Source organism: Actinomadura chokoriensis (assembly GCF_039529475.1).
Classification (GTDB): domain Bacteria; phylum Actinomycetota; class Actinomycetes; order Streptosporangiales; family Streptosporangiaceae; genus Spirillospora; species Spirillospora bangladeshensis.
Genome location: NZ_BAAAMW010000003.1, coordinates 167,734 through 189,726, shown reverse-complemented (window position 1 = coordinate 189,726; position 21,993 = coordinate 167,734). Strand labels below are relative to the sequence as shown.

27 protein-coding genes and 1 pseudogene are annotated in these 21,993 nt (G+C 69.8%); 19 read left to right on the top strand and 9 right to left on the bottom strand.

Features of this window, described 5'->3' with window-relative positions:
* The first annotated feature begins 48 nt into the window (after window positions 1-48).
* From ABFX46_RS08895 to ABFX46_RS08875, 5 genes are all read left to right on the top strand, one after another.
* A complete protein-coding gene (locus ABFX46_RS08895) occupies window positions 49-993 on the top strand; it encodes a hypothetical protein (RefSeq protein WP_346040883.1) in 945 nt (314 codons plus the stop codon).
* On the top strand, window positions 993-2,051 hold the full coding sequence (locus ABFX46_RS08890) for a hypothetical protein (RefSeq protein WP_346040881.1): 1,059 nt from the start codon (window positions 993-995) through the stop codon (window positions 2,049-2,051). Before ABFX46_RS08895 ends, ABFX46_RS08890 begins: the two co-directional genes overlap by 1 nt.
* Before the next feature lie 126 nt (window positions 2,052-2,177).
* On the top strand, window positions 2,178-2,984 hold the full coding sequence (locus tag ABFX46_RS08885; RefSeq protein WP_346040879.1) for an SDR family NAD(P)-dependent oxidoreductase: 807 nt from the start codon (window positions 2,178-2,180) through the stop codon (window positions 2,982-2,984).
* Between the two features lie 466 nt (window positions 2,985-3,450).
* Window positions 3,451-4,074, top strand: a complete 624-nt coding sequence (locus ABFX46_RS08880; RefSeq protein WP_346040877.1) for a hypothetical protein — start codon at window positions 3,451-3,453, stop codon at window positions 4,072-4,074.
* On the top strand, window positions 4,071-4,544 hold the full coding sequence (locus tag ABFX46_RS08875; RefSeq protein ID WP_346040875.1) for a hypothetical protein: 474 nt from the start codon (window positions 4,071-4,073) through the stop codon (window positions 4,542-4,544). The genes ABFX46_RS08880 and ABFX46_RS08875 overlap by 4 nt, the downstream gene beginning before the upstream one ends.
* A 113-nt stretch (window positions 4,545-4,657) precedes the next feature.
* On the opposite strand, the gene ABFX46_RS08870 is transcribed toward ABFX46_RS08875, so the two are convergent.
* A complete protein-coding gene (locus ABFX46_RS08870) occupies window positions 4,658-5,137 on the bottom strand; it encodes a GNAT family N-acetyltransferase (RefSeq protein ID WP_346040873.1) in 480 nt (159 codons plus the stop codon).
* Between the two features lie 24 nt (window positions 5,138-5,161).
* The gene (locus tag ABFX46_RS08865) at window positions 5,162-6,037 is read right to left on the bottom strand and encodes an NAD(P)-dependent oxidoreductase (RefSeq protein ID WP_346040871.1); all 876 of its coding nucleotides are present in this window, start codon (window positions 6,035-6,037) and stop codon (window positions 5,162-5,164) included.
* Here ABFX46_RS08865 and ABFX46_RS08860 point away from each other — a divergent pair.
* Window positions 6,036-6,311 (top strand): annotated as a pseudogene (locus ABFX46_RS08860) (winged helix-turn-helix transcriptional regulator); the annotation flags it as partial. The gene ABFX46_RS08865 and the pseudogene ABFX46_RS08860 sit on opposite strands and share 2 nt — an antisense overlap.
* A 69-nt stretch (window positions 6,312-6,380) precedes the next feature.
* On the opposite strand, the gene ABFX46_RS08855 reads toward ABFX46_RS08860, so the two are convergent.
* Window positions 6,381-6,821, bottom strand: coding sequence for an ATP-binding protein (locus ABFX46_RS08855; protein WP_346040869.1), 441 nt, complete (start codon window positions 6,819-6,821; stop codon window positions 6,381-6,383).
* A gap of 171 nt (window positions 6,822-6,992) precedes the next feature.
* Between ABFX46_RS08855 and ABFX46_RS08850 the strand changes: the two genes are divergently transcribed.
* From ABFX46_RS08850 to ABFX46_RS08830, 5 genes are read left to right on the top strand one after another with little or no spacing between them, the layout of a single operon-like run.
* Window positions 6,993-7,877 (top strand): helix-turn-helix domain-containing protein, encoded by an 885-nt coding sequence (locus tag ABFX46_RS08850; RefSeq protein ID WP_346040867.1) that lies wholly within the window; start codon window positions 6,993-6,995, stop codon window positions 7,875-7,877.
* Entirely contained in the window at window positions 7,874-8,077 is a 204-nt protein-coding gene (locus ABFX46_RS08845) for a DUF397 domain-containing protein (protein ID WP_346040865.1), read from the top strand. Before ABFX46_RS08850 ends, ABFX46_RS08845 begins: the two co-directional genes overlap by 4 nt.
* Before the next feature lie 23 nt (window positions 8,078-8,100).
* Window positions 8,101-8,319, top strand: coding sequence for a DUF397 domain-containing protein (locus tag ABFX46_RS08840; protein WP_346040863.1), 219 nt, complete (start codon window positions 8,101-8,103; stop codon window positions 8,317-8,319).
* Between the two features lie 31 nt (window positions 8,320-8,350).
* A complete protein-coding gene (locus ABFX46_RS08835) occupies window positions 8,351-9,292 on the top strand; it encodes a hypothetical protein (RefSeq protein WP_346040861.1) in 942 nt (313 codons plus the stop codon).
* Complete coding sequence (locus ABFX46_RS08830; RefSeq protein WP_346040859.1) at window positions 9,292-9,441, top strand: hypothetical protein; 150 nt, start codon at window positions 9,292-9,294, stop codon at window positions 9,439-9,441. Before ABFX46_RS08835 ends, ABFX46_RS08830 begins: the two co-directional genes overlap by 1 nt.
* Here the strand turns inward: ABFX46_RS08830 and ABFX46_RS08825 are convergent, their stop codons facing one another.
* Together ABFX46_RS08825 and ABFX46_RS08820 are read right to left on the bottom strand one after the other, a co-directional pair.
* Window positions 9,442-9,927 carry a hypothetical protein gene (locus tag ABFX46_RS08825; protein WP_346040858.1) on the bottom strand — a complete coding sequence of 162 codons (486 nt, stop codon included), beginning with the start codon at window positions 9,925-9,927 and terminating at the stop codon, window positions 9,442-9,444.
* Between the two features lie 140 nt (window positions 9,928-10,067).
* The gene (locus tag ABFX46_RS08820; RefSeq protein ID WP_346040857.1) at window positions 10,068-10,493 is read right to left on the bottom strand and encodes a hypothetical protein; all 426 of its coding nucleotides are present in this window, start codon (window positions 10,491-10,493) and stop codon (window positions 10,068-10,070) included.
* A 157-nt stretch (window positions 10,494-10,650) separates the two neighbouring features.
* Between ABFX46_RS08820 and ABFX46_RS08815 the strand changes: the two genes are divergently transcribed.
* The 3 genes from ABFX46_RS08815 to ABFX46_RS08805 are packed head-to-tail and all read left to right on the top strand — an operon-like array spanning window position 10,651 to window position 12,955.
* Entirely contained in the window at window positions 10,651-11,301 is a 651-nt protein-coding gene (locus ABFX46_RS08815) for a DUF998 domain-containing protein (RefSeq protein ID WP_346040856.1), read from the top strand.
* A gap of 44 nt (window positions 11,302-11,345) precedes the next feature.
* Complete coding sequence (locus tag ABFX46_RS08810) at window positions 11,346-11,717, top strand: YciI family protein (protein ID WP_346040855.1); 372 nt, start codon at window positions 11,346-11,348, stop codon at window positions 11,715-11,717.
* Window positions 11,714-12,955: an RNA polymerase sigma factor gene (locus ABFX46_RS08805; RefSeq protein WP_346040854.1), complete on the top strand. Its 1,242-nt coding sequence runs from the start codon at window positions 11,714-11,716 to the stop codon at window positions 12,953-12,955. The genes ABFX46_RS08810 and ABFX46_RS08805 overlap by 4 nt, the downstream gene beginning before the upstream one ends.
* A gap of 71 nt (window positions 12,956-13,026) precedes the next feature.
* On the opposite strand, the gene ABFX46_RS08800 is transcribed toward ABFX46_RS08805, so the two are convergent.
* Window positions 13,027-14,364, bottom strand: a complete 1,338-nt coding sequence (locus ABFX46_RS08800) for a hypothetical protein (protein WP_346040853.1) — start codon at window positions 14,362-14,364, stop codon at window positions 13,027-13,029.
* A 210-nt stretch (window positions 14,365-14,574) separates the two neighbouring features.
* A complete protein-coding gene (locus ABFX46_RS08795; protein WP_346041418.1) occupies window positions 14,575-15,963 on the bottom strand; it encodes an MFS transporter in 1,389 nt (462 codons plus the stop codon).
* An 84-nt stretch (window positions 15,964-16,047) separates the two neighbouring features.
* On the opposite strand from ABFX46_RS08795, the gene ABFX46_RS08790 reads away from it, so the two are divergent.
* The 3 genes from ABFX46_RS08790 (at window position 16,048) to ABFX46_RS08780 (ending at window position 18,300) form a co-directional block, all read left to right on the top strand.
* Window positions 16,048-16,626: a TetR/AcrR family transcriptional regulator gene (locus tag ABFX46_RS08790; RefSeq protein WP_346040852.1), complete on the top strand. Its 579-nt coding sequence runs from the start codon at window positions 16,048-16,050 to the stop codon at window positions 16,624-16,626.
* Between the two features lie 160 nt (window positions 16,627-16,786).
* Window positions 16,787-17,464 carry a hypothetical protein gene (locus tag ABFX46_RS08785; RefSeq protein WP_346040851.1) on the top strand — a complete coding sequence of 226 codons (678 nt, stop codon included), beginning with the start codon at window positions 16,787-16,789 and terminating at the stop codon, window positions 17,462-17,464.
* A complete protein-coding gene (locus ABFX46_RS08780) occupies window positions 17,461-18,300 on the top strand; it encodes a hypothetical protein (protein ID WP_346040850.1) in 840 nt (279 codons plus the stop codon). The genes ABFX46_RS08785 and ABFX46_RS08780 overlap by 4 nt, the downstream gene beginning before the upstream one ends.
* A 31-nt stretch (window positions 18,301-18,331) precedes the next feature.
* Here the strand turns inward: ABFX46_RS08780 and ABFX46_RS08775 are convergent, their stop codons facing one another.
* The gene (locus tag ABFX46_RS08775; protein ID WP_346040849.1) at window positions 18,332-18,751 is read right to left on the bottom strand and encodes a hypothetical protein; all 420 of its coding nucleotides are present in this window, start codon (window positions 18,749-18,751) and stop codon (window positions 18,332-18,334) included.
* Window positions 18,752-18,838: 87 nt separating this feature from the next.
* Between ABFX46_RS08775 and ABFX46_RS08770 the strand changes: the two genes are divergently transcribed.
* Window positions 18,839-19,630, top strand: coding sequence for a helix-turn-helix domain-containing protein (locus ABFX46_RS08770; RefSeq protein ID WP_346040848.1), 792 nt, complete (start codon window positions 18,839-18,841; stop codon window positions 19,628-19,630).
* Window positions 19,631-19,703: 73 nt separating this feature from the next.
* Window positions 19,704-20,111, top strand: a complete 408-nt coding sequence (locus ABFX46_RS08765; protein ID WP_346040847.1) for a phosphoribosyl-AMP cyclohydrolase — start codon at window positions 19,704-19,706, stop codon at window positions 20,109-20,111.
* On the opposite strand, the gene ABFX46_RS08760 is transcribed toward ABFX46_RS08765, so the two are convergent.
* Entirely contained in the window at window positions 20,104-21,969 is a 1,866-nt protein-coding gene (locus ABFX46_RS08760) for a cellulase family glycosylhydrolase (protein ID WP_346040846.1), read from the bottom strand. The two genes, ABFX46_RS08765 and ABFX46_RS08760, sit on opposite strands and share 8 nt — an antisense overlap.
* Window positions 21,970-21,993: the final 24 nt, after the last annotated feature.

Sequence of the window (21,993 nt, the reverse complement as noted above, 5' to 3'; positions counted from 1 at the left end):
ACGTCCGAAATGGAGGACGAGTCCGTCTTGCGGTTGTCCGGAGGTGATATGTGGACGAGGTGTTCCGGCCTGTCGTCGACCCCGAGGTGGCGGAGGAGCAGCGCGGTCCTGATCGCGCATCCGGAGGCACTGACGGCGGCGAGCGAGCCGCCTCCCGCACGGCCTCCGCTGGGCGGGCGCACGCTCGCGGACGCGGGACTCGCGGTGCTCGTCGCCGTGCCGTGCGGGCTGCTCCCGGCGGTGGCGCTGCCGTTCGTCCGCGGCCGGGGCGGTGCCGTGCCGGGCGCGCTTCTTCAGGCCGGGCTGATCGCGCTGGGCTGGTTCGCCGGGCTCGGGCCCTTCCTGGTGGGAGCGGGCGTCCTGCAGGTCCTGTCCGCGATGGTGCTGTTCGGCTCGTGCGGTGAGGACCGGGCGCGAACGCTGGCACGGACCCTGCACCGCAGGTACTACGTCCAGGACGACTTCGCCGGTGCGGCGCTGAAGTACATGAAGCGGGCCCAGCGGGCGGTCTCGGCGGTGCTGGAGTCCGAGGTCGACCACGCCGGCCTGCTGGACGAGATCGCCAACGCGGTGACGCTGCCGCAGCAGGAATGGGACATCGCGCAGACGTGTGCGGAGCTGACCCGCCTGAAGCGGGAGCTCCGCGAGGTGAGGGACGGCGACCCGGCGCTGACCGAGCTGCTCGAACCGCAGTGGCGTGCCCTGAAGCTGTCGGCCGAGGCCGTGGAGCGGCGGGTGGCGGCGCTGGAGCAGTACGCGGCGGGCGCGGCCGCAGCAGACGCCGCCTACCGCAAATGGAAGGCATTGGAGGAGCTGGACCGGATCGGCGACGACGTCCGGGAGTTGCTCGCCCGGTCCGTCCGGGACGAGCTGGGCGCCGCGGAGATCGAGCGGCTCGCGGCGGCGTCGCCGCTGGCGGAGCTTCGGCGGCGGGTGGACGAGGCGAAGCGGGCGGGGCTCGTCCTGGCCGCGGGTGAGAAGGAGCCGGTGTGATGACCGGATTGTCCGCGGGTGGGCGGCGGCTGCGCGACCGGTTCCCGATGCCGCTGGCGGTGGTGACCCTCTTGGGCCAGGTGGTGGCGGTGGGCGTGTGGGGTTTCGGAGGGGACGGATCCGCTGCCGCGACGCTGCGCGACGACGGGAAGGTCGAGATCACCTACATCGTCACCGGGGACCGCCCGGCCGCGAACATCACCGTCGGCACACCGAACGGCACCGAGGACCATGACGCGCTGCCGTTGCCGTTCAAGGCGACGTACAAGTTCGACGAGGGCGATTACGACGTCAGCCTGCTGGCCCAGAACCCCTCTACGCGGGGAGGAGGGAGCGTGACGTGCACGATCGTCGCAGATGGGAAGGTCGTCAAGCAGTCGTCGGCGTCGGGCGGGGGTGCGGTCGCGAGCTGCGAGGGCGTGGCGGGTAAGGACAAGCCGTTGCCGGGTGCCACTATCCCGTCGCTGACCGCGCCTCCGCTTCCCGGTGGCGGGGAGCGGTTGACCGAGGTGGTGCAGGTCGAGCGCTACCCGGGACGGGGGTCGCCGGTCGTCCGGCGGGTCACCGACGGCGAGGCGCGCCTGTCGTACGCCGAACTGGGCGGCCAGTGGGCGCCGAGCCGCCGGACGGACTCCCTGGATGAGGGTTTCGAGCGCAAGCAGTCCTTCGACACCGACCCGTCCAGGAAAGCGGTGATCGCGTCGGGGCTGGTGGACGTCTACCTAATGCCCTTCTACAAGGGCCCGGACTCCGGCGGGTTGCACGCGCTCGCCTCGGCGCAGATGGACGACGCGGTGGGATCGGCGTTCAGCGATGCGTCGAGCGGCCGCGATGTCGCGTCCCAGCCGGTCACGGTGAGCGGGCGGGCCGCCTGGGTGCTCGTCCGGGAGATCCGCTACGACAAGCCCGGCGTCCGGTCGAGGACGGATCTGTGCGCGGTCGTCGTGGTCAACGCCGGCGGCCGGTACCCGTCGTTCCTGTGGGTCGCGATACCCGGCACCCACAAGCGGCTCTGGCCGGACGTGAACACCCTCATCGCCTCTCTCCGCGCCGGCTGACCTCGGCGGTTCTGCCGCGTCCGATGGACCGGACCTGCGATGGGCGCGGGTGCAACCGGGTTGGGCGGGTCGGGGTTCAGAGGGCGCATGTCCGACCGGGCGTGCTCGCTCTCTGGAAGGAAACCCATGGATCTGCGGCTTGCCGGACGCGTTGCGGTGGTCACCGGGGCGTCGAAGGGCATCGGGCTGGCGGTCACGCGGACGCTGCTGGACGAGGGGGCCCGCGTCGCGGCGGTGTCGCGCAAGGCGGGGTCGGAGCTGGACGCGCTCGCCGGGCCGAACCTGCTGCACGTGGCGGCCGACCTCATGGACCCGTCCGCCCCGGCGCTGGCCGTGGAGCGCGCGGTGGAGGCGTTCGGCGGCCTCGACGTGCTGGTCAACAACGCGGGCGGTCCGCCGCCCGGGGCGACGCTGCCCCGGTTCGGCTTCCTCACCCCGTCAGACGACGACTGGCGCGACATGTTCGAGTTCAACCTGTTCGCGGTGGTCCGGGCGGTGCGCGCGGCGATCCCGCACCTGCTGCGCAGTGACGCGGCGTCGATCGTGAACGTCTCGTCCGGGAACGGGCGGCGCCCCGGGCCGATGAACTACGACTACAACGCGGCGAAGGCGGCGCTGGCCAACCTGACGCTCGGGCTGTCGGAGGAGTACGCGCCGCAGGGCATCCGGGTCAACGCGGTCTCGCCGGGCCCGGTCCGGACCCCGTGGTGGACGGACGAGGGCGGCGCCGCCGACGTCATCGCCGGGGCGACCGGCTCCAACCGTGACGCCGTCCTCGACGGCGGCGCCGCCGAGATGATGTCCCTCACGACCGGCCGCCTCGCCGACCCGCAGGAGGTCGCCGACGTGATCGTCCACCTGGCGTCCCCCCGCGCGGCGAGCACCACCGGCGCCGACTACGCCGTCGACTCCGGCTTCCTCAAGGAACTCTGACCGCCGCGCCCCGGCGCGTCCCGCATCGGGCCGCCGGGCGATCGCGTTCACGATTGGACCGATCGCCCGACGTCCGATGGACGGAGATTCTCGGCATTCGAGATGATCGTCCATGGCCAGTGCGGACACTGCCCGGCGGAGGTGGAGTGTGGACGATGTGGTTCGACCCGTCCTGGATCCCGAGTTGCCGAAACATGACCGGGAGCTTCTGACGAGCTGCCCGGCGGTGTTGACGGCGGCGTCCCGAAACCCGCCGGGAAGGCCGTGGTGGGGCGGTCGTGGAGGTCATGCCGTCGCCGACTCGTTCCAAGCCGGGGTGGTGTGCGGCCTCTTACCGGCGGCGGCGTTGCCGTTCCTCTATGGGTGGTGCGGGGGCGCGGTGGGGGCCGTTCTCCAGGCATGGCTGGTGTGGGTGCTGTTCGACGGGCTGGGGTCGTTCCTGCTGACGGTCACCGTGCTGTAGGCCGTGTTCTGGGCGCTCCTGTTCGTCCAGCATGAGGAAGGGCGTCCGCAGAAGCTGGCACGCAAATGGCACGGCCGGTACTACGTGGCGGACGACTTCGACGCGCGGGCCGGGGAGTGCGTGCGGCGGGCGAGTGAGGCCGTGGCCGCGGTCACGGAGGCCGAAGTCGGCAAGGCGGGGTTGCTCGACGATGTCGCCAACGCGGTGGCACTGCCGCAGCAGGAGTGGGAGATCGCGCGGGCGTGCGCGGAGCTGACTCGCATCAGGCAGCGGCTTAGGCAGTTGGCGTCCGATGACAGGCGGACGCGCACGCTGCTCCAGCCCGAATGGCATGCGGTGGAGATGTCGGACGCGGCGGTGCGGCGACGGGTGGCCGCGCTGGAGCGGTACGCGGATCGGGCACGGGCCGCCGACGGCGCCTACCGCGAGTGGCAGGTGGTCGAGGCGGTCCAGGAGCTCAGGCCGGAGCTCCAGGAACTGCTCGCGCGGACGGTCCGGGACGACCTGGCCGTCGCCGAGATCGACGAGCTCTCGATGCGGACGCCGCTGGCCGAGCTTCGGCGATGCATCGAGGACGCTCGGCAGGCGGGTCTCGCTCTGGCCCTGGACGGGAGTGAGCCCGCATGAAACCCAGGTTTCATCTGAATCAGGGGGATATGACACTCAGGCTGCCCGAAGGGCTGGTGGCCGGGGCGTTCCTCGCCGAGATCCTGATCGTGGTGTTCTACCTGGGGAAACTGCTCGTCGGAGTGATGATGGCAGATTTCGAGATCGTCTACATCGTCACCGGTGACCGGCCTACCGTCGACATCACTGTGCAGACGCCGAACGGTTCAGAGCAGCATAGGCGGCATCCGCTGCCCTTCAAGGTGACGTACGAGTTCGATAGGTCCGAGTACATCTCGGTAAGGGCATCGATTCCATTCGGGGACGGGGCTGGAACCGTCACCTGCACGGTCGTCGAGAATGGGAAGGTCGTGAGACAGGCGACGTCGTCCGGTGCGAGCGTGATCGCCATGTGCGACGGCTGGGCGGGGAAGGGCAAGGCGGTGCCGGGCGCGAAGATCCCGCCAGTGAGCACGCCCGCACACCCCTAGCGCGGTTCGTTGACCTGCGGCGTGTTGTTGTTATGAGCGCGTCGAAAACAACAACACGCCGCAGATCAACGAGGTGGCGACGCGGTCGACGTTCCGCACTGGCCTTCCTCGGCTTACGTCAGGTCCTTGATGTAGCGGTGGACGGGGACGTCGACGGTGCCGGTCGCGGTGGGGGCCTGGTAGGTGATCGGGCCGGTGTCGCGCCAGCCGTGGAACTCGTACATGCGGCGGGCCCGGGTGTTGCCGGGGACGACCGCTAGCCATGCTTCGCGGTGCCGTCCCCGGAACCGGTCTTCCGCGCTTCGCAGCAGCGTGCCGCCGACGCCTCTCCCTCGGGCGGAGCCGTCGACGGCCAGTTGGATCACCTCGCCGTCGTCGTCCCCGAGGATCACCAGCCCGAGGATTCGGCCGTCGGCTTCGGTGGCGACGAGAGTGGAGCCGATGTACTTCTGGGCGTGGACGGCGAAGTGGTCGGGGCCGCGCGCGTCCATCAGCGCCTCGGGGACGTGACCGTCGTGGCCGTCGTGCCAGGCCGCCCGCCACAGCGGAGCGAGCGTCGGCAGGTCGGCGGGTTCGGCCGGTCTCACGATCATCGTCGTCCCCTTCCTGAGGCGCCCTTACGGTTCGCGGAGCAGCAGGTCGACCACGCCGGTGGTGCCCTCGTCGGGGTGGCCGTCCGCGAGGCGGCGTTCCATCAGGGCCATGAACGGGGTGAGGAGTTCGGTGCTGACCCCTTGCTCCTCGGCCGTGCGCAGCAGTGTTCTGTTGCCCTGCACCATCATGGCGAGGTTGGACGTCACGCCCAAGGTGTAGTCGCCGGTCTCTAGGTGCTCCGCCATGCCGTCCGCCCCGCCGGCCATGGCGGTGAGCCATTCGATGAGCAAAGGGGCGAACTCCTTTGGCGATGTCGCCCCGCGCGTGAGCGCGTACGCGTGGGCGATCCCGGCGAACATGCTGGTCATCGCACTCAGCAACGCCACGTCGCGCAAAGCCGCCGAACCGGCGTCCTCCCCGATGTACTTGGCGACCGCAGGGACGCCCAGCGCGTCGCGGCGCTCGGCGAACAACTCCGGCGACCCGCTGTAGAAGACGTAGGCGCCCGACTCGGGGACGCCGATCATCGGTGGCACGGCCATGATCCCGCCGTCCAGGTACCGGGCCCCGCGTCCGGCCGCCCAATCCGCGCGTTCGCGGGCGTCGCCAGGGGTGCCGGTGGTGATGTTGACGAGGTCCTTGCCGGCGAGGTCGGCGTCCGCGAGGGCTTCGCCGACCGACGCGTCATCGAGCAGGCAGACGATCACCAGGTCGCTCGCGGCGACCGCTTCGGCGGCGGTTGCCGCCGCCTTCGCCCCGTTGGCGATGAGCGGCTCGGCGCGGCTCGCCGTCCGGTTCCACACGGTCGTCTCGTATCCGGCGGCCAGCCACGCGCGAGCGATCGCGGCGCCCATCGCGCCGAGCCCGAGCACGCTGATCTGCTCAGAGTCATGTCCCATGCCGGCCAGGCTCGGCCCGGCCCGCGTCCATGATCAAGTACGCACTTCAAAGTGCGTGGTCACCCTGGCCCCAGTGACGAGGTCAGGGGGCGGGATGCTGATCCTCCGGGCGCTCAACGAGCGGCCCCACCGCTTCGGCGAGCTGCGCAGGGAGCTGCCCGGTGTGACCGAGAAGGTGCTCGCCGCCCAACTGCGCGAGCTTGAGCAGGACGGGATCGTCCACCGCGAGGTGCTCGATGAGGTGCCGCCGCGCGTCGAGTACTCGCTGACACCGCGCGGCGTCTCGCTCAACGAGGCCCTGGCCCCGCTCGGCGACTGGGGACGGGAGAACGTCATCCCCACATCACCCACCGCTGACGTTCTCGGCCGGCACCGCGTGGAACTCCGCCCATACGGCGGTGCCGTTCAGCGCGGGATGCGACCCCCAGCTCTTGGAGAGCGCATCGACGAGGAACAGCCCACGGCCGTCCTCCGCGAACGGATCGGTGCGGACGCGCGGCTGCTTCTGAGCACCGCCCTGGTCGAGGACGGTCACGCGCAGTATGTCCTCGCGGGCGCTCACCACGACGGTGACCTGCCCGCCCGTGCCAGACGCGGTGTGCTCGCACGCGTTGGCGACCAACTCGTCCACGCAGAGGACGACGTCGGACAGCGCCTCGTCGTCCACATGCGTCGCGACCACGCTCACGAAGGCCCGCGCGACCTGCGCGGACCTCGGCACGCCGGGCATCGTGATCGTCCCGAGCAACCGCATGTCCTCAGGCTCGGACTCACAGGGCGTCATCGCCTCACTCCCTTCGGTTAACGACGTCCGCAAGCATGAATGCCCAGGTGAGAGGCCACAACCGCTTCATCGAGAGGGGGAGGACGGCCCTGCGGGACATGCGGAAAGCGGGATTTCCCTCTTTTGGAAAGATGCATGACAGTCTGTGTTGCATCGGTGACAATCAGTGTCATGGCGACACGACCCCCGACCGTTCGCCGCAGGCGACTCGGCGTCCAACTACGCAAGATCCGCGAAGAGCGCGGCCTCACCCTCGATGGGGCCGCGGCCTTCCTCAAGATCTCCAAGTCCGCCCTCAGCCGGATGGAGAACGCCCAGATCGTGGCGCGCGTCCACGAGATCAACTACATCCTGATGATGTACGGCTTCCAGGAGGACGACGACCTCAGAACCGCACTGATCGGCCTCGCCTCCGGCGGCCCCTCCCGAGACTGGATCCGCCGACACAAACTCCCAGGCAAAGGTCCGAACTACGGCGAATACGTGATGCTCGAACAGGACTCCTCGGAGCTCTTCACGTACCACACCGACCTCATCCCCGGGCTCCTCCAGACCCCGGAGTACGCACGCGCTGTCATGACGTCCGTCCCCAGCGGCAGTTCTGGCAACATCGACCAACTCGTGGCGCACCGCATGGCGCGCAAGGAGGCACTGACGAGGCCTGATCCGCTGGTGATCAATGCCGTGATCGGCGAGGCGTCGGTCCGTCAGTGGATGGGCGGCAAAGAGGTGATGTTTGCGCAGCTCCGGTACCTGCTCGAACTCACCGAGTGGCCGAACATCGATGTTCGGATTCTCCCGTTCACCGCCACCACGAACCCTGGTGTTGACGGATCCTTCACCATCCTGCACGTTGAATCAGGGAACTTCCCGATCGTGGTCGTGGACGGCTTCCTGCGACGGATCTTCCTCGATGAGGATGAAGGTGTCTCGGCCTACCGAGCGATCCAAGCAGAACTGAGCAGGGTCGCTCTCCCCCCGACTGAGACTCGCGAACGGATTGAACAGGCCGTCCGGGATCTGCAACCCGGCACGGCTGAGAGGACCAGCAGGTGACTCACTGGCGGAAGAGCAGTCACAGTGGCAGCTACCCCGAGACGTGCGTGGAGTGCTCGCCTCTGTCCTCGGGGCGAGGGAGCGCGGTGGGTGTTCGTGATTCGACCGATCCGGACGGGCCGCGTCTGACCTTGACGCCCGAAAGCTGGAGTGCGTTGCTCCTCCAGCTCAAGAGAGGCGAGTCAGAGCGGAAGGCCTGACCCATGCGGAGGAGTCGCGACAGATGGCTCGGTGGCGAAAGAGCAGTCACAGCGGCAGCCAGTCACAGAACTGTGTGGAGTGCGCGCGTCTGCCTCACGGGCGGGACGGTGTGGTGGGTGTTCGGGACTCGACCGATCCGGACGGGCCACATCTCGTCCTGAGCCATGCGGCATGGGACGCGCTGCTCGTCCAGCTCAGGGACGGCGGGTCACAGCGTCCCGCTGGCGGCGGCTTTTCTTAGTTCCTGGGCATGTGCGTGCTTAGATGAGCCCGTGACCGTCAGACCCTCGTTCGACCCGCTTATCGCGGCGGAGGATCGCGTCCTGCTGGAGGCGCGGCCGGAGTTGCTGCACCCCGCTGCCGGAGTGCGGCCGGTGGGGCCGCTCGGCGGACGGACGCCCCGGGACGTCCTCTTCAGCCTGTGGAATGCCCCGTTGTGGGCTGTTCTGCCGCTCGTCGTCGCCCCGTTCTACGGGCGCAAGGCGATGATCGCCGGAGCGGTCGGGCAGATCGCGGCGGGTGCGGTGCTGGTCCTCGCGCCCGGCGGCGTCTTCGTGCTGTCGGGAGCGGTCGTCGTCGCGTTCGGTGTGCTGCTGGCCCGGTGCGGGCAGGGCCGTGCCGGCGCCCTCGCGCGGCGGCTGCACGGCTCCTACGTGGTGCCGCGCGACCTCGATGCCGCCACGGCTGCTCTGCTCGGACGGGTCCAGCGGGCGATCCAGGTGGTTCTGTCCGCGGAGGTCACCCAAGAGGGCCTGCTGGACGATCTGCGGAACGCCGTGATGCTGCCGGCGCAGGAGTGGGAGGTCGCCCAGATCCTGCGGGAGATCAGCCGCTTGTCGGAGGAGCAGCGGATAGCCCGCCAGGCCGGCCGCAATGCCGATCTCGCGCAGGTCATGGGCCCGCAGGCCAAAGCGCTGAAGCTGGCCACGGCCTCGGTGACGGAGCGGATCGAGGCGATCGAGCGGTACGCCGAGCAGGTGAAGGCCGCCGATCGGGCACTCCTGCAATGGAAGACCCTTCAGCGCTTGGCCGACAACAACGACGCCTACGGTGAACTGCTCGCGCGGACCGTCCGGGACGAGCTGGCGATCGCGGAGATCGACGGGCTCACCGACGACGCGAAGCAGGTCGAGGAGGCGCTGCGCCGCAGCGTGGAGAAGGCGCGCAGAACCGGGCTCACGCTGCTGCCCGGCGGGCTGGCGGAGGCGGGCTGATGGCGTCCCGGGACGAGAGCGGCGGGACCGGGACGCTGTCGGCGCTGTCGCCGGGCGGTGAGGAGTTGTTCGGCCGGATCCCGATCTGGGTGAACGCCCTCGGCGGGCTGGTCCTGGCCGTCATGCTCTGCCTGCTGCTCTTCCTCTGATCACAGATCCAGGATCGTCGCGCGGAGCGGCTCACCGGTGATCTTCCACCAGGCCGCGGCGAGGACGAGTGTGCCGACCGTCGCGAGCACCACCCGCCAGCCGGGCAGGCCGCCGGTCTCGAGGATCTGATCGGGGGCGTACGGGTCGAACATCCGCTGGACGTGGAGCTTGCCCCAGAGTCCGAGCTTCGGCGAGATCGCGCTGGTGGCGCCGAAACCGATCCCGGCCTGGCAGATCACTCCGATGGCGGCCATCCCCGCGGCGAAGACGCCGAAGGCCGCCTGGCCGACCGCGAAGACCCCGGTGGCGAGCTGGCCGATGGCGACGACGCCCCGCGCCAGCTGGCCGACCGCGATCACCCCGTTGGCGACCTGGCCGAAAGCGATGATCCCGGTGGCTTCCTGCCCGACGGCGAACACGCCGACGGACTGGGGGCCGATCGCGAAGACCGCCGGGGTAGCTTCGCCAACCGCCACAAGCTGCATGCGGCGAGCATAAGGGAATCGCCTCCCCGAACCGTCAGAGACCGGCATGACCGCTACCAGCCACCCGCGCCCGGAGCGGCGAGCCGTTCTGGACGACTCGCCGCCACCGCACGCTTTCCAGGGCGGAGACCAGCCCTCGATCAGATACGGGTCGAGGTGGAGGCGTACCCGCCGCCACCGGGGTAGACCCACTCGCCGGTGAGCGTGGTGTCGTCGGCGCTGAAAGTGCCCTTGTAGTAGGCAGGGCCGCCCTTGGCACCGGCCCAGATGGTCAGTGTGTCGCCCTCCAGTTCGTAGACGTAGTCGAAGGTGTTGCCCGCCGAGTCGTAGTAGCGCGACACCACGTCCGCCCCGGTCGGCTCGCCGAACGGACGCAGGTTGCCGATGATCTCCATGCCGGTGACGGGCTCGCCGAACTGGGTCAGCTCGACGTGCTGGACCAGGAAGAACCGGCCCGGCATCCACTCGTAGCGGACGGTCCCCTCCGCGCCGCCGGCGACCTGCCAGGTGCCGACCAGACGGTCCAGGGCCTTCAGTTCGGGGCTGGGCTGCTGGGTCTCGAACATGTCGTCCTCCTCTGTGGGGTTGCTCGCCGATACCTCGGAGCCCCCGGCCGGGCTTTGACGTGCGATCGCTGTGACCTGAATCACAGGCATGCGGCGTCAAGAAGTCCGATCCGGGTCCGAGGTAGCGAGCGAGAACCCACCGACATGGGAGGACGCCATGACCGCAGCCACCGCCACCGCCGTTCCCGTCCGCCGGACCGCTCGGACGTCCGGACGCCTCCTGCTGGCCGGAGCACTCGCCGGGCCGCTCTTCTTCACCTCGGCGATCGCGCAGATGCTCACCCGGGAGGGCTTCGACATCACCCGGCACCCCATCAGCCAGCTCTCCACCGGCGACCTGGGATGGATCCAGATCCTCACCTTCGTCCTCGCGGGGGCGGGCGCGCTGGCGCTGGCCGCCGGCATCAAGCGCACGCTCACCGAAGGGACCGGACGCCGCGCACTGCCGATCCTGGTGGGCGTCTTCGGTGCCGGGCTGGTCGCGGCCGGGATCTTCACCATGGACCCCGAGAAGGGCTTCCCGGCCGGAACCCCCGAGGGGCCGGTCGCGCAGATGTCCTGGCACGGCATCGCGCACTCGGCGGCCGCCGCCGCGGCCTTCACCGCGCTGGCCATCGCGGCCGTCGTGATGACCGTCCGCTGCGTCCGCCGCCGGGCGGCCGCGCCCGCCGTCCTGAGCGCCGCCGCCGCGCTGGTGCTGCTGGTGCCGATGTCGCCCGACCACATGAGCATCCAGATCGCCGTGAACGGCGTGGTCGCCTTCACCTGGACGACCGTCCTCGCGATCTCCCTGCGGCGCGAGGCGTGAGACGCCCGTAACGTGGCCTGCCCGAACCAATCGAGGGATGCACCATGAAGTACCTGCTGCTCAGCTACACCCCGGCCGCCGAGTGGGACGCCGCCACCGCCGACGTCCCGTCCGAGGAGGCGCTGGCCGCGTTCGCGACCTACCAGAAGCTGGAGCAGGAGCTGGTCGCCTCCGGCGAGTTCGTCACCAGCGAGGGCCTGGGGCACCCGGCCGTCAGCACCACCGTCCAGCGCGACGGCGGCGAGGTGGTCGCCACCGACGGCCCGTTCGCCGAGCTCAAGGAGGTCCTGGCCAGCTTCGCCGTGATCGACGTGGCCGGGAGGGAGCGCGCCGTCGAGATCGCCGCGCGCATCGTCGAGGCGCTCGGCGAACCGATCGAGATCCGCCTGATCATGGGCGAGGACTTCGCGGCGTGAACCAGGAATGCGAGCACCTGCTGCGCACCGAGGCGCCGCAGGTGCTCGGCGCGCTGGTCCGGCGCTTCGGCCGCTTCGACATCGCCGAGGACGCGGTGCAGGAGGCCCTGCTGGCCGCCAGCCGGACCTGGCCGTCCGAAGGCGTCCCGGACAATCCGCGCAGCTGGCTCATCCGCGTCGGATACCGGCGCATGGTCGACCTGCTCCGCTCCGACCAGGCGCGCCACCGCCGCGAGCAGGAGGCCGGAGCGGCCGAACTGGCCATGCAGGCACCCGGCCGCCGGGCAGACCCCGCACCTGAGACCGACGACAGCCTGACCTTGCTGCACCTGTGCTGCCACCCCGCGCTGGAGCCCACGTCCCAGGTGGCGCTCACGCTGCGCGCGGTCGGCGGACTGACCACCGCAGAGATCGCCCACGCCTACGGCACGACCGAGCCCACCATGGGCGCCCGCATCAGCCGCGCCAAACAGCGGCTCGCCCGCGCCGGAGCCCGCTTCACACCACCCGCGGACGCCGACCGCGACGGCCGCATGGCCGCCGTGATGCGCGTCCTCTACCTGATCTTCAACGAGGGCTACACCGCCACCGCCGGCGACCGGCTCGCCCGCGTGGACCTGACCGGCGAGGCCATCCGGCTGACCCGCATGCTCCACGCCACGCTCCCCGACGACGCCGAGGTGACCGGGCTGCTGGCGCTGATGCTGCTCACCGAGTCCAGGCGCACCGCCCGCACCGACGGCGGCGACCTCGTCCCTCTGGACGAGCAGGACCGCACCCGCTGGGACCGCGACCTGATCGACGAGGGCACCGCTCTCATCGACGCCGTCTGGAACCGCGCCGAAACGGGCCCCTACCAACTCCAGGCCGCGATCGCCGCCGTCCATGCGGCGGCCGCCTCACCCGACCAGACCGACTGGGCCCAGATCGCCGTGCTGTACCTGTGGCTCGAACGGCTCACCCCCACCGCGCCGGTCCAGCTCAGCCGCGTGGTGGCCGTGGCCCACGCGCACGGGCCGTCCCGCGGCCTGGCCCTCTTGGACGACCTCGACCAGCGCCACCACCTGGACCGGCACCCGCTCACCCGGCAGCGCGAACACGCCGTCCGCGCCCACCTGCTCCAGATGACCGGCGAAACCGCACGCGCAGCCGCCCTCTACCGCCAGGCAGCCGACCTGACCGCCAACGAGGTGGAGCAACGCTACCTACTGAACAAGGCCACCACCCTCACGCCGTAGGCTCGCATCAGTCGCCGTGCATCAGTGCTGAACCCCTGCCGTCGTGGTCGGACGCACGGTGTGGGGTTGGTTCAGCTGTCGGGCCGACCGGCTACACCCGCCCGGTCCAGCAGCTCGTGCATGACGCGCGCGGGAAGTGATGGATTACGCGCGGCCGCAGCTGCCAGCCGTGTCTCCTCCAACGCCTCCAGCAGAAGCGGCAGCGGCAGCCTGGGGTCGGCCGCCGCGTCTCGGTGCAGATTCGGGTTGTCGTCTTCCAGTAGCTCGACGACCCGTTCGGGTGTGAGCCGAGCATCGTGCAGGGCGCACCACCGCACCCACGGCTCTTCGTCGCGGCTCAGCTTGTCGACGAGTTCCGCCGGTGTCTGCGGATCGTCCAAGGCCAGCGCCCGCATCCGGGGGTGCGGATCGTCGGCGAACCGACGCAGCCCTTCGTGCGGGATGCGGGCCCTGATGTCCCATTGCGACAGCCCTTCCCACTCGCGCCAGATCTCCAAGAGCAGTTCGACGGGCGCGTCGTCGTTGTTCTCGGCGAAGAGCAGACGCACCGCGAAGTCCTCGTCGGCGGCGAGCCGCGCTTTCACGTCCTCCGGCAGGTCCTTGCGTCTGGCCAGCCCGCGCCGGATCAACACGTGCGCGGACGTCGCATGGCGGCGCGACTCGGCGGGATCGAGCGGGAGCAACAGCGTCCACGCGGGCAGACGGTGCCTGATCGCCGGGTCGATCTCTATGTCGATCGCTGCGCGTTCGTCCTCCGTGAGCGCTGGATGGGACGACGCCGCAAGCCGCACCCCGGGCTCGGGATCGCGCGCCAACTTCCGCACCGCGCCGGCGGGAAGCAGCGGATTCTGGGCCGCGCGTTCTCGCTCTGCGGCGTCCTCGGATGTGACCAGTACATCGGCTTCCTCATCGCTCATCGGCACCCAGCCGCCGGGCGGCCCCCCAAGCGCTTTCGCCAGGCGTTCTCGAGCCTCATCCCGGATATCGTCCATGGGATCTGACAGGAGCTTGATCAGGCTCTGCCGCGGCACGTTCGCGTGGAAGACGACCTCATATCGGACGTGATCGTCCGGGTCGTCCGCGAGGATCTCCAAGACCTCCTCCGGCAGTCGTCTCCCGTATATCCAGCAGCCCACGAGTGACTGGCGAACCGTCATATCCGGGTCCCTGACCAGCTGGAACCGCTGTTCCCCGCCGTAAGCCGCGAAGTTGCGCCGGACCACCGGGTCGGCATGATGTAACGCCGCCTCGCTGACTTTCCCGCTCCATTCCTTCCTGGTGTAGAAGGAGATGGCGCCGATGGACAACAGCCGCAGAACAACGTCATCGGGGGCGGCAGGATTGGTGGAGAGCCCTTTGACCCACCCTTTGGGTGGAGGTGTGGGGGCGCCAAGGAGGAAGATCGCCATGGTCGCCCAGCGTACGAGATGGAAAGCCCCGCTGGATTTGCCCGTTCGATCACGGCCCAGTGAGAGTAGCCGCGGATGTCGCGGTGTCCTATGAAGAGCCCCAGCCGTCGTCTGGGGCGCGGCACGTTCACCGGGTGCGTTGACCTGCGGCGTGTTGTTGTTATGAGGGCGTTGAAAACAACAACACGCCGCAGGTCAACGAGGGGTGGGCTAGTTGGGGGCGTGCAGGGGCTTGCGGGGGCGGGGTGGGGTCAGGGCGGCGGACGCGGCGGCGGCGACGGTCGCGGTGATCGCGGCCAGGACGAAGCCGTCGGTGAAGCCGTCGAGGGTGTCGCCGGTGACGCTCGCGGCGGCGACGCTGGAGATCACCGCGGCTCCGATGGACGCGCCGAACTCGTGGAACGTGCTCACGATTCCGGACGCGATGCCCGATTCGTGCGGTGCCACCTGGCCCAGCGCGGTCGCCGAGGCGACGACGAACATCGCGCCCGTCCCGGCACCGGCGATCGCCGTGCCGATCACGGCGGTCACCGGGTTCAGGACGAGGGCGGGCAGGGCCATGCCGACGGCGGCGGTGAGGAGGCCGGCGACGGCGAGCGGGCGTGCTCCGGCCTTCGCGATCGTCCGGCCGGTGAGGTTGGCGCCGGCCATCGTTGCGAGCGCCACCGGGAGGAACAGCAGGCCGGTGCGCAGGGCGCCGTAGTCCTTCGCGTGCTGGAAGTAGAACGTGCCCAGGAAGAACACCGCGATCATCAGGGCGGTCGCCATCAGGATCAGGAAGGTGCCCGTCGCCACCGGACGCCTGACCAGCAGCGAGACGTCCATCATCGGCGAGCGGGCGGTCCGCTGGCGGACCACGAACGCCGTGTAGCCGATCGCGGCGAGCAGGATCAGCCAGCCGGTCGCGGACGTGAGCCAGCCGTCGTCCCCCGCGCGGATGAACGCGTAGATCAGGGCGCCGGACGAGGCCGTGACCAGCAGCGCGCCGAGGACGTCCAACCGGGGCCGGGGCGCGGCGACGGTCTGGTGCGGCAGCATCCGGGCGAGGACGGCGATGATCACCAGGCCGATGGGGACGTTCACGTAGAACACCCACGGCCAGCCGGGTCCGGCGGTCAGCGCCCCGCCCACGAGGACGCCGAGCGCGGCGCCGCCACCGCCCAGCGCCGACCAGACGCCGAGCGCCTTGTTGCGCTCGTCGCCGTCGAACAGGCTGACCACGAGCGACAGGGCGGACGGCGAGAGCAGCGCCGCGCCGAGCCCCTGCGCGACGCGGCCGCCGAGCAGGAGGCCGCCGTCGTCGGCGAGGCCGGTCACCAGGGACGCGGCCGTGAAGACCAGCAGCCCGGCGAGGACGACGCGCTTGGCGCCGATGAGGTCGGCGAGCCGGCCGCCGAGCAGCATCAGCCCGCCGAAGGTGAGGGTGTAGGCGCTGATCGTCCAGGTCACGGCCTGGCGGCTCAGGTCCAGGTCGGTCTCGATGTGCGGCAGGGCGATGGCCACGACGGTGACGTCGAGGATCAGCATCAGCTGGGCCACGCCGAGGAACCCCAGGATGCGCCACCGCAGCGGGTGCGCCGGCGACGGACGGTCTGTCATCACGATCATCTCCTTAACTCGTACTGCACCGTACGAATTCTTGGAGAGTAACACGTACATCCCCGTACGAGTTAAGATGCGGACATGCCTCCAGCCAGCCCCGCCCGGCGTCGGCGCGCGGACGCCGAGCGCAGCATCGCCCGCATCGTGTCCGCGGCCCGCGAATGCCTGAGCCGCGACCCGAGCGCGAGCATCGACGACATCGCCAAGGCGGCCGGCGTCGGACGCATGACCCTCTACGGCCACTTCCGGAACCGGAGGGAACTGGTCGATGCGGCCATGGCCGACGCCGTCCGCGCCGGTGAAGAGGTGCTGTCGGACGTCGACCTGACCGGGCCCGCGCACGAGGCGCTGACCCGGTTGCTCGAATCCAGTTGGTCACTCGTGGCCGAGTCGACGGCGATCCTGGCGGCGGCCCAGGGAACTCTCCCGGCCGGACGCATCCGCGAACTCCACGCCGGGCCCGCGCAACGCGTCGAAGACCTCATCCGCCGGGGCCAGGACGAAGGCGTCTTCCGCACCGACATGCCGCTCACGTGGCTGGTCAACGTCGTCCATTACGTCCTGCACGGCGCGGCGGAGGAGAACCACGCCGACCGCCTCAAGCCCGAGGAGACGGCCGGAGTGGTGATCGCCACCATCCAGTCCATCCTGGCCGCCTGACCGAGCCCGAGCGCGCGGGCCTGAGCGCGCGGGCCCGAGCGCGCGGGCCTCCACCATTGCGCGGGCAAGCCGTTTCGCTCTCTTTGCCCGTCGATGAGACTGGGCGCGACCACGAAAGGGGATGAAGCGTTCCGGACAGATCCGGCCTAATAAGGAAAACATGAGCCGTCAATATCAACAGCCACCGGGAGCGCTTCCGCCGCCCGGTCTGCTCAGCGCCCAGATACCGAATCTCGGGCCCGTCATCGACCCGCCCTATAGCGATGTACCCGACTTCAGCGAATACCTGGCCCCGGCGGAGACGAAAGCCGTCGAAGTGGAGCCGCTGGAGTCATGGTTCACCACTGACATCCGGCAGAAGGCGGTCGATCTCGCTCTCGAATCCGACAGGGTCACCCGGAAACTGGAGGGCAAGCGCCACCAGGTTCTGGACGTGGGAACGCGCTCAATGGACCGCGAAACCGAACTGCCCCTCGTGGGAATCTATAACTATACGGACGACGTCGTCGTCGAAGTCACGATCGATCCGATGCGCCGGGCGGTGATCGAGGTGGCGGAGAAGAGCTACCAGCCGGCGCTGACCGAATCCGAACAGAAGCAGGCCGTGGAGATCGTCCGCGACGACGGCCGGCTGGCCGCGGCGGGAATCGACGTCTCCACCGGCGTGGGTCTCATCGTCGAGGACGAGGACGCCGGCAGCCCGCGCCACGGACACCGGCTCGTCGACCTGCGCTTCGGCCCGGCGGACCGCTACGTGCCCACGGCCTTCGCCATCGTCGACCTGAGCGCCCAGGAGATCGCCGAGGCCGGCCTCATCGCGCAGGAGGTGGCCCCGTGAGCTCCTCCGCCCAGGTGAACTGGCCTCCCGAAGCGCCGGTCTGGCGCTTCCGCTGGGAGGCCATCGACGGCGACAGCGAGGCCATCGCCTTCAGGGACGTGTTCTTCCGCGGGATGAAGGTGCTGCACAAGGCCAGCCTGCCGATGATCCGCGTCCACTACGAATCCAACAACGGCCCGTACAAGGACCAGTTGAGCACCTGGAATATGCGGGGCCCGGTCAAGACGTACGAACATGTCCAGTCCGGCTTCCGCCATCTGGTCGTGGAGAGCTACCACGTCATCGGCAGGTACCACCTCATCAACCGATGGTTCTTCCGCAGCGACGGACTCATCCTGCCGCAACTCCACAGCGCGGGCCTGCAGCACCCGGCCACCCACCAGCACCACGTCTACTACAGATTCGACTTCGACATCGAGGGCCCCGCCGGCGATCTGGCGCTCGCGCACATGAACACCGGTGGAAACTGGGGATACGGGCCCGGCTGGATGCCGCTCCCCAAGGAGACCTGGCAGGTCACGATCTCCGCGAATTCCTGGGCGGTCATCGATAAGCAGACCCAGCGCGGTTACCTCATCAACCGCGGTCCGAACGACGCTCCATGCGACGCGTTCGAGCCCGCCGACATGTACGTCGTCGCCTACCACGGGGAAGAAGACCTGAAAGGCCGCTTGGGCTCGCCCCGATCAGCCGACATCTTCTCGCATATCAACAACGAGAGCATCGACGGGCAGGACCTGGTGTTCTGGTACGTCTCCCACCTGCACCACCAATACCCGGGGCACGACGGCGACTGGCACGTGGTCGGGCCGCTTCTCTGGCCCATCCGCTACTGATCAGCCGGACGAGCGGCGCCCGCGCAGCGGATCACCCGATGAACTGGTGGTCGGTGCGGATGCGGCCGTCGGCGTCCAGGGCGAGGACGTCCACACCCCCGCCGACGGCCGCCCGCGTGCTCGTCGCCACCATCGACCAGCGGACGGCGACCACGTCCGGCAGCAGGACGGCCGGCTCGGCGGCGACCTCGAACACGTGCTCGCCCGGCGCGACGAACATCTCGTAGGCCCTGGCCACCCGGGCGTTCAAGGCGTCGAGGCCGCGCACCTCCAGCGGCGGCGCGGGGACGGCGAGCGACGCGGCGGCGTCCCGGATCTCCTGCGGCGGGACGACGAGCACGTGCAGCGCGTCGGGCGCCCACAACGCGCCGATGAGCGCGCGCCGCGCCTCCGGGTCCGGCTCATTCCACTGGGCGACATAACGGTCGACTACGTGCTTCAGATCGGTCATGCCGAGCAGTGTGCGGACTCGGAGGACGACCGTGCGATTCCCCGCAGGGAATCGCGCCGCAGCACGGCGACGGTTTGAATGGGGACCATGACGGTGCTGGCCGACTCCGACCGGTTCGCCGGTGAGCTGCGACGATGGCGGACGCGCCGCCGCTTCAGCCAACTCGACCTGGCCATCAGGGCCGACACGACCCAGCGTCACCTGAGCTTCCTCGAACAGGGGCGCTCACGTCCGGGACGCGCCATGGTCGTCCGGCTCGCCGAGTCCCTGGACCTGCCGCTACGGGACCGCAACGAACTGCTGCTCGCCGCCGGATACGCACCGGTCTACGCCGAATCGAGCCTGGACGCCCCCGAACTCGGGCCCGTGCGCGAGGCGCTGGAACGCATCCTCGACGGGCATATGCCGTATCCGGCCGTCGTCGTCCGCCCGTACGGGGAACTGGTCGCGGCCAACCCGGCGTTCGCCGTCCTCTCCGAGGGCGCCGCGCCCGCCCTGCTGGAGCCGCCGGTGAACGTGCTGCGCCTCGCCCTGCACCCGGACGGGATGGCCCGCAGGGTCGGAAACCTCGCCGAATGGGGCCGCCACATCACCGGCAGCCTGCGCGACCAGGCCGTCCGCGCCCCCGGCCCCGGGCTGGCGGAGTTCATCGAAGAACTGGACGGCTACCTGCCCGCCCCCGGGCCGCCGGCCGACCATCTCGGCTTCGCCGTGCCGCTCCGGTTGCGGGTGCCGGAGGGCGAACTGCGCCTCATCACCACGCTGACGTCGTTCGCGACCGCCGTCGATGTCACGCTCTCCGAGCTGCGCCTTGAGGCGTTCCTGCCCGCCGACGAAACGACCGCGGCGATTCTCCGGAAACGCGCCGACAGCCGGTGAGTCGGCGGCCGTGCGAGTGTCGTGCGAGTGTCGTGGGACGACGCGGGGCGGTCGCAGCGGGCAGGATGGCGGGGTGAACGAACTCGAAGAAGGCACCCGGCTCACCCTCGACTTCGACAAGCTCGCCGGCGTCGCGGCGACCGGCGCGCGGGTCGTGCCCGTCGTCCTGCAGGACGCGACCAGCGGCGACGTCCTGTTCATCGGCTACGCCAACGACCAGGCGCTCAAGGCCACGCTGGACGAGAAGATCGCCGTGCTGTGGTCGACGTCCCGCAACGAGCTGTGGCGCAAGGGCGCGACGTCCGGGGACGTCCTGGAGCTGGTCGACGTCCGCGTCAACTGCGAGCAGAACTCCCTCCTCTACCTGGTCAACCGCACGACGGGCGGCGCCTGCCACACCAAGGACGCCTCCGGCGAAGCCCGCCCGACCTGCTACTACCGCTCCCTCACCGACGCCGACACCCTCCGCCCCATCAGCTAGCGGCGGGGAATTCGTCGGTCAGCCAGGTGGCGAGGGCCGTACGGGCGGCGTTCAGTTGGGCGTCGGTGGGCGGGGTGCCGGTTCCGGTGTTCACCACCAAGGCGAAGTGGACGGCGTTGTCCTGCGCGGTCATGCGCAGCTTCTTGGCGGTTGAGGAGCCGGTTTCCGCGGCGGCGGCGATCGGGCCGGACGCCGGAACGCCGTTGACGGTGGCCAGGTCGCTGACAACCGCGGTGCCGGACGGGGAGAATGCGCTCGGCAGGTGCAGTTCGGTCGGGGTGGACGTGCCCGACGAACGCCAGACGAGGACGCCGTACTGGCGGTTCTGTACGAGTGCGGCGACGTCCGGCATTGAGGACGGGACGGTCAGCCACGCCTTTTGTGTTCCGGCGCCGCCAAAGCCCGAGCGCGCCAGGTCTTCGAAGGCGAAGGCCAAGGTGTCGCCGTTCACGGCGGACGGGTAGAGGCGGTCGAGGACGCGCTGATCGAGGCGGAGCGTGACATTGCCCGCGTCGTCGGTCGCCACGACGGAATGGTCCTCGTCGTTCCAGCCATCACCGTCCGTCTGCACCTTGTCGGGGTTGCCGTTCATCAGCTCGTGGTGGCGGCCGCTGTAGATGTCCCACTGCCATTGGAGGGACGACAGAACCGCGCCGCCGGATGCGGGGGAGCTCCACCAGTTCTTGCCCGGGACGCCGTAGTCCATGGCCTGGTACATGGCGCGGATCATCCACGGCGTGCGGTTGTCCGTCATCTTGTTGCCGAACTCGGACACGAGCGGCGCGGTCCCCAGGTCGGCGGCGCGCCGGCGGATCTCGTTCATCGCCGAGTCGTAGGTTCCGTCGGACGCGGCGGACGGGTCCAGCGTCATCCGGGCGCCGTCGTAATAGTGGGTGTTGAACACCATCCGGGTGCCGAGCCGCCCGACCGTCGTCATTCCGCCCTGCTCGAAGAAGCCGGTGTTCCAGAAGACGAGCGGCTCGGCGAAGGTGGGTTTGGACGTCCAGCCGGCCTGGTCCATGGCCGTGCGTATGCGCTGGTAGAAGGGCATGAGGTAGGTCTTCTCCCAGTCCACGCCGCTCTTGCCGTCGAGGCCGCCGTCGAACGGCTCGTTGAACGGGTCGAGGCCGACGATGTTCTGGAAGGCGGGCTGGGGGAGTTTCTGCTTGAGGTACGCCATCGTCGCCTTGGCCTGGGTGAGATAGGCGTCCTGGACGCCCACCTGGCCGGCCGAGGTGGACAGCACGCGGTTGCGCCAGAAGTCGTAGGCGGCCTTCCGTACGGCGGTGTTCGTCTGCATGTTCTGGCCCCACATGATGCAGATGCCGCACGACTCCTTCGGATAGCCGCCCGCGTCGATCACCCACGTGGGCGCGCCGTCGCCGGTGTACCAACTGCCGGAGTTGAACAGGTGCGAGGAGTAAAGGTCCTGGTGGTAATCGAGCAGGACGTGGAATCCGCGGTCGGTGAACGCCCTGATCTGCGCGATCGCGCGATCGAGATAGGCGTAGTCGATCCGATCCGGCGCGGGCTGGACGCCCTCCCAGCTGATCAGGAAACGGATCGCGTTGGCCCCGGTCAGGTCGCGCATCGCCTGCGCCGATTTCGCGGCGTCGGCCGTGCTGCGGAACGGCAGGAGCTCGTTCTCGTAGAGCTTCGTGCTTCCCGAGACGTTGAAACCGCGGAGGGTGATCTCCCGGCCCGCGTCGTCGCGGAACACCCAGTCCTGCTGTTTCGGGGAGACGACGACGTCGGCGTGTGCGGGGGCCGCGGTGACGGCCGCCGCGCCCGCGGCGGCCATTGCCGCGGCGACGGCGATTCGGAGGGAACGGGCGGACGAAACGCGCTTCGCTGCCATGGCGGGGGCCTTTCCGGGGGCTCT